The organism is Streptomyces europaeiscabiei, from assembly GCF_036346855.1.
Lineage (GTDB): Bacteria > Actinomycetota > Actinomycetes > Streptomycetales > Streptomycetaceae > Streptomyces > Streptomyces europaeiscabiei.
This window is the reverse complement of record NZ_CP107841.1, coordinates 2,577,558-2,592,864: the sequence shown is the minus strand read 5'-3', so window position 1 is coordinate 2,592,864 and position 15,307 is coordinate 2,577,558. Positions and strand designations below refer to the sequence as shown.

General features: G+C 71.3%; 11 protein-coding genes. 5 read left to right on the top strand and 6 right to left on the bottom strand.

Annotated elements, in window-relative coordinates:
* Positions 1 to 314: 314 nt before the first annotated feature.
* Positions 315 to 968, bottom strand: coding sequence for an MBL fold metallo-hydrolase (locus tag OG858_RS11205; RefSeq protein ID WP_086747826.1), 654 nt, complete (start codon positions 966 to 968; stop codon positions 315 to 317).
* A 9-nt stretch (positions 969 to 977) separates the two neighbouring features.
* A complete protein-coding gene (locus OG858_RS11200; protein WP_086747827.1) occupies positions 978 to 1,664 on the bottom strand; it encodes a maleylpyruvate isomerase family mycothiol-dependent enzyme in 687 nt (228 codons plus the stop codon).
* Between the two features lie 223 nt (positions 1,665 to 1,887).
* Between OG858_RS11200 and uvrA the strand changes: the two genes are divergently transcribed.
* Entirely contained in the window at positions 1,888 to 4,956 is a 3,069-nt protein-coding gene (gene uvrA / locus OG858_RS11195) for an excinuclease ABC subunit UvrA (protein WP_327723826.1), read from the top strand.
* 108 nt (positions 4,957 to 5,064) lie between these two features.
* Here the strand turns inward: uvrA and OG858_RS11190 are convergent, their stop codons facing one another.
* Positions 5,065 to 5,637 (bottom strand): YceI family protein, encoded by a 573-nt coding sequence (locus OG858_RS11190; protein ID WP_086747829.1) that lies wholly within the window; start codon positions 5,635 to 5,637, stop codon positions 5,065 to 5,067.
* Positions 5,638 to 5,737: 100 nt separating this feature from the next.
* Here OG858_RS11190 and OG858_RS11185 point away from each other — a divergent pair, with 100 nt between their 5' ends.
* Positions 5,738 to 6,592: a helix-turn-helix domain-containing protein gene (locus tag OG858_RS11185; RefSeq protein WP_327723825.1), complete on the top strand. Its 855-nt coding sequence runs from the start codon at positions 5,738 to 5,740 to the stop codon at positions 6,590 to 6,592.
* An 80-nt stretch (positions 6,593 to 6,672) separates the two neighbouring features.
* Here OG858_RS11185 and OG858_RS11180 read toward each other — a convergent pair whose 3' ends face one another.
* The 3 genes from OG858_RS11180 to OG858_RS11170 all read right to left on the bottom strand — a co-directional run bounded on the left by OG858_RS11180 (position 6,673) and on the right by OG858_RS11170 (position 9,257).
* Positions 6,673 to 7,584, bottom strand: a complete 912-nt coding sequence (locus OG858_RS11180) for a carbohydrate kinase family protein (RefSeq protein ID WP_086747831.1) — start codon at positions 7,582 to 7,584, stop codon at positions 6,673 to 6,675.
* Positions 7,585 to 7,683: 99 nt separating this feature from the next.
* On the bottom strand, positions 7,684 to 8,661 hold the full coding sequence (locus tag OG858_RS11175) for a hypothetical protein (RefSeq protein WP_086747832.1): 978 nt from the start codon (positions 8,659 to 8,661) through the stop codon (positions 7,684 to 7,686).
* A 221-nt stretch (positions 8,662 to 8,882) separates the two neighbouring features.
* A complete protein-coding gene (locus OG858_RS11170; protein ID WP_086747833.1) occupies positions 8,883 to 9,257 on the bottom strand; it encodes a response regulator in 375 nt (124 codons plus the stop codon).
* Between the two features lie 204 nt (positions 9,258 to 9,461).
* On the opposite strand from OG858_RS11170, the gene OG858_RS11165 reads away from it, so the two are divergent.
* The 3 genes from OG858_RS11165 (at position 9,462) to OG858_RS11155 (ending at position 15,085) form a co-directional block, all read left to right on the top strand.
* Positions 9,462 to 10,856, top strand: a complete 1,395-nt coding sequence (locus tag OG858_RS11165) for an ABC transporter substrate-binding protein (RefSeq protein WP_327743654.1) — start codon at positions 9,462 to 9,464, stop codon at positions 10,854 to 10,856.
* A 98-nt stretch (positions 10,857 to 10,954) separates the two neighbouring features.
* A complete protein-coding gene (locus tag OG858_RS11160) occupies positions 10,955 to 12,256 on the top strand; it encodes an ABC transporter substrate-binding protein (RefSeq protein WP_327743653.1) in 1,302 nt (433 codons plus the stop codon).
* A 150-nt stretch (positions 12,257 to 12,406) separates the two neighbouring features.
* The gene (locus OG858_RS11155; RefSeq protein WP_319066134.1) at positions 12,407 to 15,085 is read left to right on the top strand and encodes a PAS domain S-box protein; all 2,679 of its coding nucleotides are present in this window, start codon (positions 12,407 to 12,409) and stop codon (positions 15,083 to 15,085) included.
* Positions 15,086 to 15,307: the final 222 nt, after the last annotated feature.

The following is a 15,307-nucleotide window of genomic DNA, read 5'->3' as shown; positions in this document are numbered from 1 at the left end:
CCTGCTTCCTCGGCATCTGCTGCTCGCTCCTGGCGGTCTCGCACGCTCCCGCCGTATCGAGGTAAGGCGGGGGGAAGCGGGCCCCGGAGGACCTCGGCCGGTCGATCACCTTGCGGCGTGGGCGCTGGTGTCGGCGGGCGGCGTACGCATCTTGCCGGGCGAGAGCGTGCCGCTATGCCGGCGTGGCGCGAGACGTCTTCCCGGGACCCTCTGCATGTTCCTGTCGGGTGGCTTCGCTGCCCGAGCGTCGACGTGCCTGAACGCGCGACCGCCCCCGCTTCGGTTCGAAACGGGGGCGGTCGTCGTCGGACGGGTTACCAGCCTCGTGCGCGCCACTCCGCGAGGTGGGGCCGCTCCGTGCCGAGGGTGGTGTCGTTGCCGTGGCCGGGGTAGATCCACGTCTCGTCGGGCAGGACGTCGAACAGCTTCGTCTCCAGGCCGCCCATCAGGGAGTTGAACTCTTCCGGACGTGTTGTCCGGCCAGGGCCGCCCGGGAAGAGACAGTCCCCGGTGAAGACATGCGGATGCCCGTGCGGGTCGTCGTAGACCAGGGCGATCGAACCCGGCGTGTGGCCCACCAGATGGCGCGCGGTCAGCTCCACGCGCCCCACCCGGACCGTGTCGCCGTCGCCGACGGGGACGTCGGTCGCCACCGGGATGCCCTCGGCGTCGTCCCGGCCCGCGTACGTGCGGGCGCCGGTGGCAGCCACGACCTCGGCGAGCGCCTGCCAGTGGTCGCCGTGCCGATGCGTGGTGACGACGGACGCGATCCCGTCGTCACCGATCAGGGTGAGCAGGGTGGCGGCGTCGTTCGCGGCGTCGATCAGCAGCTGCTCGTCCGTGGCCCGGCAGCGCAGCAGATACGCGTTGTTGTCCATCGGGCCGACCGCGACCTTGGAGATCATCAGGTCCCGCAGCTCGTGCACATCCGCAGGACCGCCGACCTTCACCGCTCCGCTGTACGTCATGATGGCAGCCTATAGCGGGGGCAGCGGAGGGAGAGCCCCTCCTTCCACGCGCAGCGCGGAGCCGTCGCGGCGGCCCAGGAGCCAGCCGAGGAGCGCCGGCGCGGCTCCGGTCACAGTCACTCCGGGGCCGGAAGCGGCGCTACCGGTGGTCCACGCGCGCGTGCCGTCCGTAACACGGGTGTACGGCACTTCGGGATGACCGGTGAAACGGTCGACGAGGAAGTCGATCTCCCGCTCCACGAACTCCTCCGGCAGATCCTCCAGCTCGTACCCGATCCCCAGGTCCACGTGATGGATCTCCACCTCGATCCAGCGCCGGAACGGCACCCGGGACGCGGAGTCCGTGACCCCGTTGCGCAGCTCGACCGTGCGGGACCGGTCCCCGGGGGCCGAGGCGGCGTCCTGGAAGCGGTCCGCGCTGTCGCGCACGTCGGCGAGCTGGGTCTTCAGGGCGCGTGGCGCGTCCCGGTCGATGTCCGTGTCCCGGGCCTCCCCGGAGACGTACATGGGGCGCCCTTCGAGGACGTTCACGAGCGCGTCCGCGTTGCGGGCGAGGTGGGCGAGGACGTGGCCGCGGGTCCAGCCGGGCAGCCGTGACGGGTCGGTCACGGCCGCGTTGTCCAGTGCGGCTGCTGCGCTGAGGAGCCGGTCCGTCGCTTCACGTACAGAGGCCAGGTCACGTGCGTGATCCATCATGCCGCCGACCCTAGCCCCGCCACACCTTCGGGTGAAGGAGTCCGGCCACGCCCGCAAATCGAATGCACGTGCTATATGGTCGGGTGCGGCGTCGGGCATGCTGGAAGGCCCGGGATTGTTGTGGAACGGGGAAACAGGACCGGCGCTGTCAGTGGCTCCCCCTAGTCTGTGGAAGACGGGGTCCTTGGCCCCTGTCACTCACTCAAGAAAGGTGCGGACCGGCGTGGCCGACCGTCTCATCGTCCGTGGCGCGCGCGAGCACAACCTGAAGAACGTCTCGCTCGACCTGCCACGCGACTCGCTCATCGTCTTCACGGGCCTGTCGGGGTCGGGCAAGTCCTCGCTGGCCTTCGACACGATCTTCGCCGAGGGGCAGCGCCGGTACGTCGAGTCGCTCTCCTCCTACGCCCGGCAGTTCCTCGGGCAGATGGACAAGCCGGACGTCGACTTCATCGAGGGTCTGTCCCCGGCGGTCTCCATCGACCAGAAGTCGACCTCGCGCAACCCGCGCTCGACGGTCGGCACGATCACCGAGGTCTACGACTACCTGCGGCTGCTCTTCGCGCGTATCGGCAAGCCGCACTGTCCCGAGTGCGGCCGGCCCATCTCCCGCCAGTCGCCGCAGGCCATCGTCGACCGGGTGCTGGAGCTGCCCGAAGGCAGTCGCTTCCAGGTCCTCTCGCCGCTGGTGCGTGAGCGCAAGGGCGAGTTCGTCGACCTTTTCGCGGATCTCCAGGCCAAGGGTTACAGCCGCGCACGGGTGGACGGCGAGACCGTCCAGCTCTCCAACCCGCCCACGCTGAAGAAGCAGGAGAAGCACACCATCGAGGTGGTCATCGACCGCCTCACGGTGAAGGACTCCGCCAAGCGCCGCCTCACCGACTCAGTGGAGACCGCCCTCGGTCTTGCCGGCGGCATGGTCGTGCTCGACTTCGTCGACCTCCCCGAGGGCGACCCCGAGCGCGAGCGCATGTTCTCGGAGCACCTGTACTGCCCGTACGACGACCTGTCCTTCGAGGAGCTGGAGCCCCGCTCCTTCTCCTTCAACTCGCCCTTCGGCGCCTGCCCCGACTGCTCCGGCATCGGTACGCGCATGGAGGTCGACGCCGAGCTGATCGTCCCGGACGAGGACAAGTCGCTCGACGAGGGCGCCATCCACCCCTGGTCGCACGGCCACACCAAGGACTACTTCGGCCGCCTCATCGGCGCCCTCGCGGACGCGTTGGGATTCCGGACCGACATCCCCTTCGCCGGTCTTCCGCAGCGCGCGAGGAAGGCCCTGCTGTACGGCCACAAGACGCAGATCGAGGTGCGTTACCGCAACCGGTACGGGCGCGAGCGCGTGTACACGACGGCCTTCGAGGGTGCCGTTCCGTTCGTGAAGCGGCGGCACGGCGAGGCCGAGAGCGACGCCAGCCGTGAGCGCTTCGAGGGCTACATGCGCGAGGTGCCCTGCCCCACCTGTGAGGGCACACGTCTGAAGCCGATCGTCCTCGCGGTCACGATCATGGAGAAGTCGATCGCCGAGGTCTCCGCCATGTCGATCAGCGACTGCGCGGACTTCCTGGGCGAGCTGAAGCTCAACCCGCGCGACAAGAAGATCGCCGAACGGGTGCTGAAGGAGGTCAACGAACGGCTGCGGTTCCTGGTCGACGTCGGCCTCGACTACCTCTCGCTCAACCGCGCGGCCGGTACCCTCTCCGGCGGCGAGGCCCAGCGCATCCGCCTGGCCACCCAGATCGGCTCCGGTCTCGTCGGCGTCCTCTACGTCCTCGACGAGCCCTCCATCGGTCTGCACCAGCGCGACAACCACCGGCTCATCGAGACCCTGGTCCGGCTGCGCGACATGGGCAACACGCTCATCGTCGTCGAGCACGACGAGGACACCATCAAGATGGCCGACTGGATCGTCGACATCGGTCCCGGGGCGGGCGAGCACGGCGGCAAGGTCGTGCACAGCGGCTCCCTGAAGGAGCTGCTCGACAACACCGAGTCGCAGACCGGGCAGTATCTGTCGGGCAGGAAGGTCATCCCGCTGCCCGACATCCGCCGCCCACTCGACCCGACCCGGCAGCTCACCGTGCACGGCGCCCGGGAGAACAACCTCCAGGACATCGACGTCTCGTTCCCGCTGGGCGTCTTCACCGCCGTCACCGGTGTGTCCGGCTCCGGCAAGTCCACGCTGGTCAACGACATCCTGTACACGCACCTGGCCCGCGAGCTGAACGGCGCGAGGAACGTCCCTGGGCGGCACACGCGCGTGGACGGCGACGACCTCGTCGACAAGGTCGTGCACGTCGACCAGTCGCCGATCGGCCGTACACCCCGGTCCAACCCGGCGACGTACACCGGCGTCTTCGACCACGTCCGCAAGCTGTTCGCCGAGACCACCGAGGCGAAGGTCCGCGGCTATCTGCCCGGCCGTTTCTCCTTCAACGTCAAGGGCGGCCGCTGCGAGAACTGCGCGGGCGACGGCACCATCAAGATCGAGATGAACTTCCTCCCGGACGTCTACGTCCCGTGCGAGGTCTGCCACGGCGCCCGCTACAACCGGGAGACCCTGGAGGTCCACTACAAGGGCAAGTCCATCGCCGACGTACTGAACATGCCGATCGAGGAGGCCACGGACTTCTTCGAGGCCGTCCCCGCGATCGCCCGTCACCTCAGGACCCTGAAGGACGTCGGCCTCGGCTACGTCCGGCTCGGCCAGTCCGCGACCACCCTGTCCGGCGGCGAGGCACAGCGCGTCAAGCTCGCCAGCGAGCTGCAGCGCCGCTCCACCGGACGCACGGTCTACGTCCTGGACGAGCCGACCACCGGTCTGCACTTCGAGGACATCAGCAAGCTCCTCACGGTGCTGTCCGGCCTGGTCGACAAGGGCAACACGGTCATCGTCATCGAGCACAACCTCGACGTCGTCAAGACCGCCGACTGGGTCGTGGACATGGGGCCCGAGGGCGGCGCCGGCGGTGGCCTCGTCATCGCCGAGGGCACGCCCGAGCAGGTCGCAGGGGTTCCGGCCAGCCACACGGGCAAGTTCCTGCGGGAGATCCTCGGAGCCGACCGCATCAGCGACGCGGCCCCGGTGAAGGCCCCGCGCAAGGCCCCGGCGAAGAAGACGGTCGCCGCCAGGTCGACGGCGAAGAAGACGGCGACCGCCCGGACGACCGCGGCCGCCAAGAGCGCGGCGACCGAGACCACCGCCGCGAATGCCACGACCGCCAAGGAGGCGGCCGCGACCACGAAGAAGGCGACTCCCGCGAAGAAGGCCACACGGGCACGCAAGGCCTGAGGCGGCTGAGCGACAGGTCCTGCCATATCGGGAAAAGTTCGGTGGCCCGCGGGAACTCCCCGCGGGCCACCGCTCGTTCTTCTCTCAGCCGCCCTGGCCCTGCAGCAGTCAGCCCTCCTGGCTCTCGGGTTCGACGAACTGCATGTCCAGTTGCACCTTGACAACATCACCGAGAAGACCGGCCCCGAAGTCCAGCCCGTAGTCGCTGCGCCGGATCTCACCCGTCGCCTCGAAGCCGGCGTGCCTGCGACCGTCCCCGGGGGAGTCCACGAGCCCGCCGAACTCGACGGCGAGCGTCACAGGGCGGGTCACGTCCCCGATGGTCAACTCCCCTTCCATCGACCACTCCTCGCCCGCCCCGCGCACCCGCGTCGAGCGGAAGGTCATCGTCGGACGTTTCTCGACGTCGAGCAGATCGGCCGAGCGTGTGTGCGCGTCCCGGTCAGGGTTCCCGGTGTCTAGGGAGGCGAGGGCGATCTCCGCGCCCACCCGCACGTCGTCGACCGTCCCACCGGCGTGCAACTCGGCTGTGAACTGCTCGAACCGGCCCCGCACCTTGGCGATCCCGAGGTGCCGGATCGTGAAGTTCACGGCGGAGTGCAGCGGGTCGAGTTCCCAGTGGCCGGGGGACAGGGGCAGAGCGGAGACGGTCGGCGCCTGCGGCGCGTCGTTCGGAGTCATGTCTCCACCATCCGGCGTTCCACACCCGTGAGGGAGGCCGGGCCGAGAGTGGTAGCGCGAGGGCCACCCTCAGCGGCGGCACACCCTGTACGTTCGACGGGTGAGTGACAACGAGTTGGCCGCCTTCCTGCGCAGCCGCCGCGAGGCCATCACCCCGGCCGAGGTGGGGCTGCCCACCGGCCCCCGCCGCCGCGCACCCGGCCTGCGCCGCGCCGAGCTGGCCACCCTCGCCGGGATCAGCGTCGAGTACCTCACCCGGCTGGAACAGGGCCGCGACCGCAACCCCTCGTCCCAGGTGCTCGGCGCTCTCGCGGACGCGCTGTGCCTGCGGGTGCCGGACCGGACCCTGTTGCGCCGGCTGGCCAAGGAGAGCGGCCACGACAAGATGCTCTGCCCGGCGGTCGTCCCGCCCGCCCACACCGTACGGCCGACCGTGCGGGCCCTCCTCGACAGGCTGGAGCCCACCCCGGCCGTGCTGCTCAACTGGCTCGGCGACATCGTGGCCCACACCTCGGGCTACGAGCGGTTCGCCCGCCCGCTCGGGCTCCTCGACGGCGACCCGCCCAACGTCATGCGCTATCTGTTCACCGACGAGCGGGCCCGCGCGGTGTACCCGGGCTGGGAGCGGCTCGCCGACGAGCAGGTCGCCCATCTGCGCCACGAGGCCCCGTTGCACGACCCGCATGTCGCCGCCCTGGCCGACGAGTTGACGGTCACCGCGGGAGCCCGGTTCACTCTGCGGCTGAAGGGCGTACCGGCCATGCCGCTGCGCAACGGCACGGATCTCGTCGAGCACCCGGAGGCGGGACGGCTGCGTCTGTCGTACGAGACGCTCGCCCTGCCGGACGACGGCCAGCGCCTCATGGTCCACCTCCCGGCCGACGAGGCCACGGCCATCGCCCTCGACCACCTCAACGGCCGTAAACCGGGCGCTCTGCGCGCGGTCAGCGGCTGAACGCGGCGCACGCGAAGCCCCCCCGCGGGCCGAGGGGCTCCGCCGACCGGCCTGGTCAGGACGCCGCCGCGTGCGCGCGCCTAGGCTTCGCCCACCTCTGCCGCGTAGGGCGGCTCCGCGCCCGCCCGGGAGCAGGTGATCGCCGCCGCGCGGGCGGCGAAGCGGAGCAAGCGGGTCCAGTCGTCGGCGCCCAGGGCGGCGAGGGCCGTGTCGGAGAGGGCGGCCCGGGTCGACAGGCCGTGGAGGAGGGCCGCGTTGACCGTGTCACCGGCGCCGATGGTGTCGACGACGTCGATCTTCTCGCCCGGTACGGAGTGCTCGGATCCGGCGCGGGTGTGGACGGTCAGTCCGTTGCCGCCGCGGGTGACGACGACGGCGGAGGGGCCGGAGCCCAGCCACAGGCGTGGAGTGCCACCCAGCCACTCCGCGTCCTCCTCGGAGAGCTTGAGCAACGACACCGAGGGCAGCCAGCTCGTGAAGCGGGCCCGGTAGGCGTCCGCGTCCGGGATCAGCCCCGGCCGGATGTTGGGGTCGAGGGCGGTGAACACGCCCTGGGCGGCGGTGGCGTGCAGCAACTTCTCGTACGCACTGGCGCCGGGTTCCAGGACGAGTGAGCAGGTGCCGAAGGAGACGGCCCGGGTGCCGACGGGGAGCCGGGCCGGGACCTCGAACAGGCGGTCGGCGCTGCCCTCGACGTAGAAGGAGTACCGGGCGGAGCCGCCCTCGCCGATCGAGGCCAGGGCGAGGGTCGTCGGCTCGGGGCCGCGCTGCACGGACGTCACGTCCACGTCCGCGTCACTCAGGCCGCTGAGCAGGGCCTCGCCGTAGGCGTCGTACGACACCCGCGAACAGAAGGCGGTGGGGGAGCCGAGACGGCCGAGTGCCACGGCCGTGTTGTAGGGGCCGCCGCCGCGCGCCGGCCTCAGATCCACGAGTGCGCCCACACCCTGCGGGACCAGGTCGATCAGGGCTTCACCGGCGACGACGATCACGAAGAGGGTCCTTTCTCGGGGCTCTCGGCCGGAAAGTATCGCAATGGAGCGCACCGCGACGGCCGGCCACCTAGGCGCCGGCCCGTACCTCCGGGCCGGTCACTCCCAGTCCCAGCCGATCCCCACGGTCCCCGGCCGTACCCGTGGTTCGACGAGGTGGACCGAGCGGTGGAGGCCGCTCAGGGGGAGGGGCTGCCGGCCGCTGCGGGGGGCCGCGGCGGAGTGCTGGCTGAAGCGGTGGCAGCGCAGGGGCAGGGCCCGTTCGTCGAAGCGGACCTGGAGGGCGTACTGGCCCCCCGTGGAGCGGAAGCCGCGGACGTACTCGGTGCAGACACCGGCCGTGCCGTCGTCGAAGCCGTAGCGGAAGAGGAACGTGTCGCCGCTGCGCAGCCGGGTGTCGAAGAGGAGTTCGGCAACCAGGACACCGGTCTCCCGGTCCCAGCGCACCCTCCCGGAGCGGCAGTTCTCCAGGGCACGGACGGCCATCCGTTCCGGCGCGCACCCCGGGTCGCCGTGATGGACGGCGACAAAGCGGTCCACGCCGTCCCGGTGGGCGCGCACGATGTGCTGGGACTCGTGGCCCAGCAGCTCCCGGCACGGGCCGACGCGGACCCGCTCGTGGTGGCCGACGGTGTGGACACCGCCGTCGAGCGGCACGTCCAGTTCGGTGAGGAGTCGTTCCAGCACGCCGGAGGCCTCCACGACGGAGCGGTACGAGCGGCCGGCGGGGCGTTCCGGGCCGGGGTGCGCGTCGGCCCGGGCGAGCAGCCGGATCAGCGACTCGTCCGGGAGCTGGAGGATCTCCTCCAGGGCTCGCACGGCCCGCAGCGACTCGGGACGCTGCGGACGCCGGGCGCCCTGCTGCCAGTAACTGAGGCTGGTGACACCGACCTTGACCCCGTAGCGCGACAGATGGTGCTGCACGCGCTGCAGCGGCAGGCCGCGGGCGGCGATCGCGGCGCGCAGCGCGACATGGAAGGGGCCGCCCCGCAGGGCCGACTCCAGCTCCGCCGCGGCGGCGTCCGTGGCGACGTCCGTGACCGCCGCGAGGTCCGCGTGCTCTGTGGCGTGCCGCATGCAGGGGGCCTTTCTGTAGACGAGAGCGCGACGGGTGGTCGGACAGCACGGGCCGATGGGGCGCCCGGTGGACGCTCGGGCCGCCGGTGGCCTGGACGGCCGTCCGTCTTCACATCCGTACGACGGAGTTCCTTGCCCCGAGTTCCCCCGCATTGAAGCGTGTTGACCAGGTCCCGACAACACCTGACGCGTGACATGGCCGGACACCATCGGCAAGATCCTCAATGCACCGAGGACCCGTGATCAGGCCTCAGCAGGTCCCGCAGCGCCTGCCCCGAGAGCTTCGACTTGTGCAGAAATCCCCTGGCGGGACTGGCGGCGACGAGTTCTCGGATGTCGTCCAGCGGGTGCGTGGAGGTGAGGATGATGACGGGCGCGGCGGTGCGCGCGAGCCTCGGCGCGAGCTCCAGGCCGCTCTCGCCGTCGAGGTCGATGTCCAGAAGGACGAGATCCGGGGCCAGTTCCGCGGCCCGTGACAGCGCCTCCGCGCCCGTGAAGGCCACGCCGACGACGCGGATCCCGTCGCGCTCCAGCAGCGTACGGGCAGCCTCCAGGAACGGTGCACTGTCATCGACGATGAGACAGCGCATGGACATGCGCACAGCCTCCCAAGGTGGTCATGGGCGCACATTCCGGCTAGCGGGAAAAGGCCGGCGCCACCGGGTTCCCGTCAGCCGGAATGTGCTGGCGTCCTGTGCCGGATCAACAGGTTCCCTCTCACCCAGGGAATCGAACGAGACACGAGGAGTAGCATGTCGCCGCCGTGGGGGCCGTGCCGTCCGGTCGAGTGGGGGTGAGCCATGAACACGCAGCGCCGGGACCTCGGAGAACGTCCTGTGCGCCGTGCCCTGTTGTCGGGTGCGGCGGCCGCCGTGCTGCTCCTGGCCGGGTGCGGTGGCCCTGATGCGGACCGCCGGGCGGACGAGGAGGACAAGGCGGCGGGTGACACGACCTGCGACGGGAGGATCGAGGGCACCGCCCACATCACGATGTGGTCCCACGCGGGGCAGAGCGGTGAGCAGAGCACGCTGAAGAGCCAGGTCAAGGAGTTCAACAGGTCCCAGCGGCAGGTGCGGGTCGAACTGGTCACCCTGCCCGAGCAGCGCCCGTACACCGACCTCGTCCTGTCCGCGGCGGCCAGCGGCGACCTGCCCGACCTGCTCGACTTCGACGGCCCGAACCTCTACAGCTACGCCTGGTCCGGCACACTCAAGCCGATCGACTCCTGCGTACCCGCGAAGATCCGGAAGGACCTGCTCCCCTCCATCCGTGAACAGGGCACGTACGACGACCGGTTGTGGGGCGTTGCCACGTTCGACTCCGGACTCGGCCTGTACGTACGGCCGTCGGTGCTCAGGGAGGCCGGCGTCCGGATACCGAAGGGCGTCGACGACGCCTGGACCGCCGACGAACTGACGGAGATCCTGCGCAAGCTGCGGGCGGAGGGCTACAAGGCGCCGCTCGACCTGAACTTCACCGACTCGAAGTCCGCCGACGAGTGGAACACCTACGCCTTCGCGCCGGCCGTGTGGTCGGCGGGCGGCGACCTCATCGACCCCGAGGAGTTCCGCACGGCCGACGGTTTCCTCAACAGCCCGCAGACCGTCGGGGCCCTCACCACCATGCAGAACTGGGTGGAGGAGGGATATGTCGACAGGGACGAGGAGAAGGACAAGAGCGCGTTCGTGAAGGGCCGCAGCCCCATCTCCTGGATGGGGCACTGGAAATACGGCGAGTTCAGCGCGGCCCACCCCGGCGACGTGGCGATCGTGCCGCTGCCCGACTTCGGCACGGGTGCCGTCACCGGCATGGGTTCCTGGCAGTGGGGCATCCCCGCCGGGGGCACCGACGGCGACGCCGTGTGGCGTTTCCTGCAGTACCTGTTGCAGCCGGCGCAGGTGGCCAGGATGAGCGAGGCCAACGGCGCGATCCCGGCGACCGAGGGGGCCGTCGAGCTGTCCCCGCTGTTCGACGAGGACGGCGCGGAGCGGCTGTTCATCGAGCAGCTGAGGAGCGGTGCCGCCCGGCCCAGGCCGCAGACACCGGCGTACCCGGCGGTCACCGTCGCCTTCTCGCACGCGGTCGCAGACATCGTCTTCTCCGGCGCGCCCGTCGGGAAGACGCTGGACGACGCCGTCGAGGCCATCGACCAGGATCTCGCCGCCCACGACGGTTACCCGAAGAGCGGACCATGACCCGAGCCGCCGGGCCCCGGCGAAGCACTCGTGGGGTGCCCGGCCGGCTCAGTACGACGCGGACACGCCGCCGTGCCCGGTCGGCGCTTGTGCTCTGCATGGCCCTGCTGCTCGGCGGCTGCGACGCGGGAGCGGACGGCGACGAGGACACCCGGCGGGGTTCCGACGCCACCTGTGACGGGCGGATCGACGCTCCCGCGCAGATCACGATGTGGTTCCACGAGCCGGCCGCGCGCGGTGAACTGGAGGCCGTGCAGGCCCAGGTACGGGCCTTCAACACCGCCCAGGACGACGTGACGGTCCGACTCGTCCGCCCTCCGAAGGGCGACTACGACGACCTGGTCCGCACGGCGGCCGCCGACGGCGAACTGCCCGACCTGCTCGACTTCGACGCCCCGAAGCTGTTCAGCCACGCCTGGGCCGGAGACCTCCGGCCGATCGACTCCTGCGTCCCGGAGTCCGTGCGCGCGGACCTGCTCCCCTCCGTCCTCGAACAGGGCACCTACCGGGGCAGGCTGTGGGGCCTCGGCACGTTCGACTCCGGACTCGGCCTGTACGTGCGGCCGTCGGTGCTCAGAAAAGCGGGTGTGCGCATCCCGAAGGGCATCGGCGACGCCTGGACCGCCGACGAGTTCACCGGCATCCTGGAGAAGCTGCGCACCCTGGGCCACGAGAGGCCGCTGGACCTCCAGATGCCGTGGGCCGGCACCGAATGGGGAACGTACGGGTTCGCACCGGCCCTGTGGTCGGCGGGCGGCGACCTGATCGACCGCTCCACCCATCGAACGGCCGACGGAGTGCTCAACGGGCCGCGGTCGGTCGAGGCGCTGACGACGCTGCAGGGCTGGGCGAAGGCGGGATACGTGGACGCGAACAAGGACTCCGGTGCCTTCCAGAAGGGCAGAAGCCCGGTGTCCTGGACGGGCCACTGGTGGTACCGACGCTACACGGAGGCCCACCCGGGCGACGTGGCGATCGTGCCGCTGCCCGACTTCGGCACGGGCAGTGCCACCGGCATGGGTTCCTGGCAGTGGGGCGTGCCCGCGGGCACGGCCGACGGCGACGCCGTGTGGCGCTTCCTGGCCTTCCTGCTGCGCCCCGACGAAATCCTGCGGATGACCGACGTCAACGGCGGGATACCCGCGACCGGCACCGCGGTCGAACGCACCGACGTGTTCGCCGAGGGCGGCCCGGGGCGCCTCTACATAGAACAGCTGCGCAACGGGACGGCCCGCCCCCGGCCGCAGACCCCCGCCTACCCGGCGATCACCGAGGCCTTCGCCCGGGCCTTCACGAAGATCATGCGGGGAGAGGCCGTGCAGCCCGCCCTGGACGAGGCGGTGCGTGCCGTCGACAAGGACCTGGCGGACCACGGCCACTACCCCCCGACCGGATCGTGAGGCCCGGCCGTGCTCCGCCCACCGTCCCGCGGACGAGTCCCCGCCCCGCGCCCCGCCGCCCCGTGCCCCGCCGTGGCGCGGGCCCGCCGCGGCGCCGCGACCGAGGACACCGTCCCGTTCCTGGCGCGGCTGCGTGTCGGCCCCAAGCTGATGCTGCTTGTCCTGCTGCCGGTCACCGTCCTGCTGTCCTTCACCGCGTTCGCCGCCATGACCCAGTGGGAGGAGGCGCGGACCCTGAGCGACTTCGACACCGCGATCGAGGTGTCGTTCGCGACCAGCGAGGTCGCGGGCGCCGTCGCACGCGAACGGATCGCCGCGGTCGAGGCCCGGCTGAGCGCCGAACCGGACACCCTGCGCGGCCGCTCGGAGGCCCAGCGGATCACCGACGACGCGCTGCGACGAGCCTTCGGGGAGGCCGTCGACCGGCAGCCGGAGCCCGACGTCGCCGGAGTCCTCGACGCCGTACGCCGTCAACTGCACGCACTGCGGGTCCAGACGGGCACCGGCTCGCTGGACGTGCAGGCCGTGACCCGGCGGTACGAGGCCATAGGGAACAAGGTGCTCGACATGGTCGCCGTCCTCGAATCCGGGCGCCCCACGCGGGCCTCGGGCCGCGCGGCCGACGCCCACATGGCGATGCTGCGGGCCGTCGCCGCCACCGAGAGCGAACGGGCGGAACTGGCCATCCTCTTCCACACACCCGGCGACGGGCACACCACCGCCGCCGCGGGCCGCTGGACCGAACTGGAGAAGTCCCAGCTCAGAAGGTTCCAGCTGACCGCCTCGGACGAGCTGAAGGCCGAACTGCACACCGCGATCTTCCAGGTCCCCGGACGCGAGGTCCGCAGGGTCCGTGACCTGCTCGCCGACACCGACCCCCGGCCCGCCGACCGGCCCTCGTACGACGACTGGCTCAGCGACTCCGAGCAGTACGTCGACGCCCTGCGCGGAATCCAGGACCGGGCCGCCCGTGAACTCGACGACACCGCCCACCGCGACCTGCGCGCCACACGGACCCGGGCCCTCACCGAACTGGGCGTCTCCCTCGCCGTCCTGGCCCTCGTCACCCTCCTCGCGCTGGCCCTGCGCCGCTCGATCACCCGCCCCCTCGGACAGGTCTCCGAGGGCGCCCGCGCCCTGTCGGACGGCGACCTCTCGTACGACATCGGCTACGCCGGACGCGACGAACTCGGCGACGTGGCCGACACGTTCCGCGAGCTGCGGGTCACCAGCGAGCGGCTGGCCGGCGAGATCCGGGCCATGAACACGGCGATCGACGCGGGCCGGCTCGGGCACCGGGCCGACGTCGACTCCTTCGACGGCACCTGGGCCCAGCTGCTGGGCGGCATGAACGGCACCATGGCGTCCTTCGCCGCGGCCCACGGCCGGCGCAGACGGGCCGAACAGGAACTGGAAGGCATCTTCAACCTCTCCCTGGACCTGCTCTGCATCAGCGGCGTCGACGGCTACTTCAAACGCGTCAACCCGGCCTTCGAACGCACCCTGGGCTATCCGGTCGAGACACTGACCTCCCGGCCGCTCCTGGACTTCGTCCACAAGGAGGACCGGGACGACACCCGCGAAGCCATCGCGCTGCTGGCGGGCGGCGCCGAGGTCGCCGAGTTCGAGAACCGGTACATCCGCGCCGACGGTGCCGAGCGCTGGCTGCAGTGGAGCGCCCGGTCGGTGCCCGAGGAGGGCCTCATCTACGCCGCCGCCCGCGATGTCACCGAGAGCCGCCGGGCCTCGCTCGAACAGACAGCGCTGCGCCGGGTCGCCACCGCGGTCGCGCGCGGGGTGCCGTCGTCCGACGTGTTCGGGAAGGTGGCCGAGGAGGTGGCGTCCTTGTTGGGTACGGCGGCGGCCGTACTGCGCTACGAGCCCGACAACAGCGTCAAGGCCCTGGGGATCGCGCACGCGCGCGCGGAGGCGGTCGCCGAGGCCGCCCGTATGACACGTCGTGAGGCGGCCCGGAAGACCGTCGACGAGGTGGCCCGCACCCGGAGCGCCGCCCGGTCCGGCACCTCCGTGGGCGCCCCCATCGTCGTCGACGGCCGGCTGTGGGGAGTCGTCGTGGCGGTCTCGCCCCTCGATCCGCTGCCCGAGGGCACCGAGTCCCGGCTCGCCGACTTCACCGAACTGATCGCCACCGCGATCGCCAACGCCGACAGCCGCGCCCAGCTGACCGCCTCACGCGCGCGCGTGGTCGCCGCCGGGGACGCCTCCCGCCGGCGCATCGAACGCGACCTGCACGACGGCGTCCAGCAACGCCTGGTCTCCCTGCAACTGGAGCTGCGGATGACGGAGACCCTGGTGGAGGACCGTTCCTCGGAACTCGCCCGGCAGCTGGACCACCTGGCCAGGGGCCTCGACGACACCTTCCAGGACCTGCTCCAGGTGGCCCGGGGCATCCACCCGTCCGTCCTCTCCAGGGGCGGCCTGGGGCCCGCCCTGCGCGCCCTGGCCCGCCGCGCCGCCGTCCCCGTGGAACTCGACCTCACCTTCACCGGTGCCCGCTTCCCGGAACCGGTCGAGGTGGCCGCGTACTACGTCACCTCCGAGAGCCTCACCAACGCCGTCAAGCACGCGCGGGCGAGCGTGGTGACCGTGACGGCGGAGGAGCGCTCGGGCGTGCTGGAGCTGGTCATCCGTGACGACGGTGTCGGGGGAGCGGAACCCGACAAGGGGTCGGGACTGATCGGGCTCATCGACCGGGTGGAGGCCATCGGCGGCCGGTTGACGGTCGCCAGCCCGCCCGGGAGCGGTACGACGCTGAGTGTGCGCCTGCCGCTGACACCGCCCGAAGCGGCCGTCCTGCCGCGTGCATGACCGCCCGAAGCGTACGCGGGCGAGGCCCGTTCAAAGGGGGGAGTCCGGGACTCGGTACGGGCGTACGTTTCGGGCGGTCGAATCGGACGGCGGAGACGGCCGTCCGGCTCCTGGGCAGGCGGATGTCTCGCCGTCTCTCGTCAGAGGCGCCGGTCCACCCGCGGCCGCACTTCTGCGAGCATGGCGGGCGAACGTTCAGGTGTCTTCACGGCCCGCCCCCAA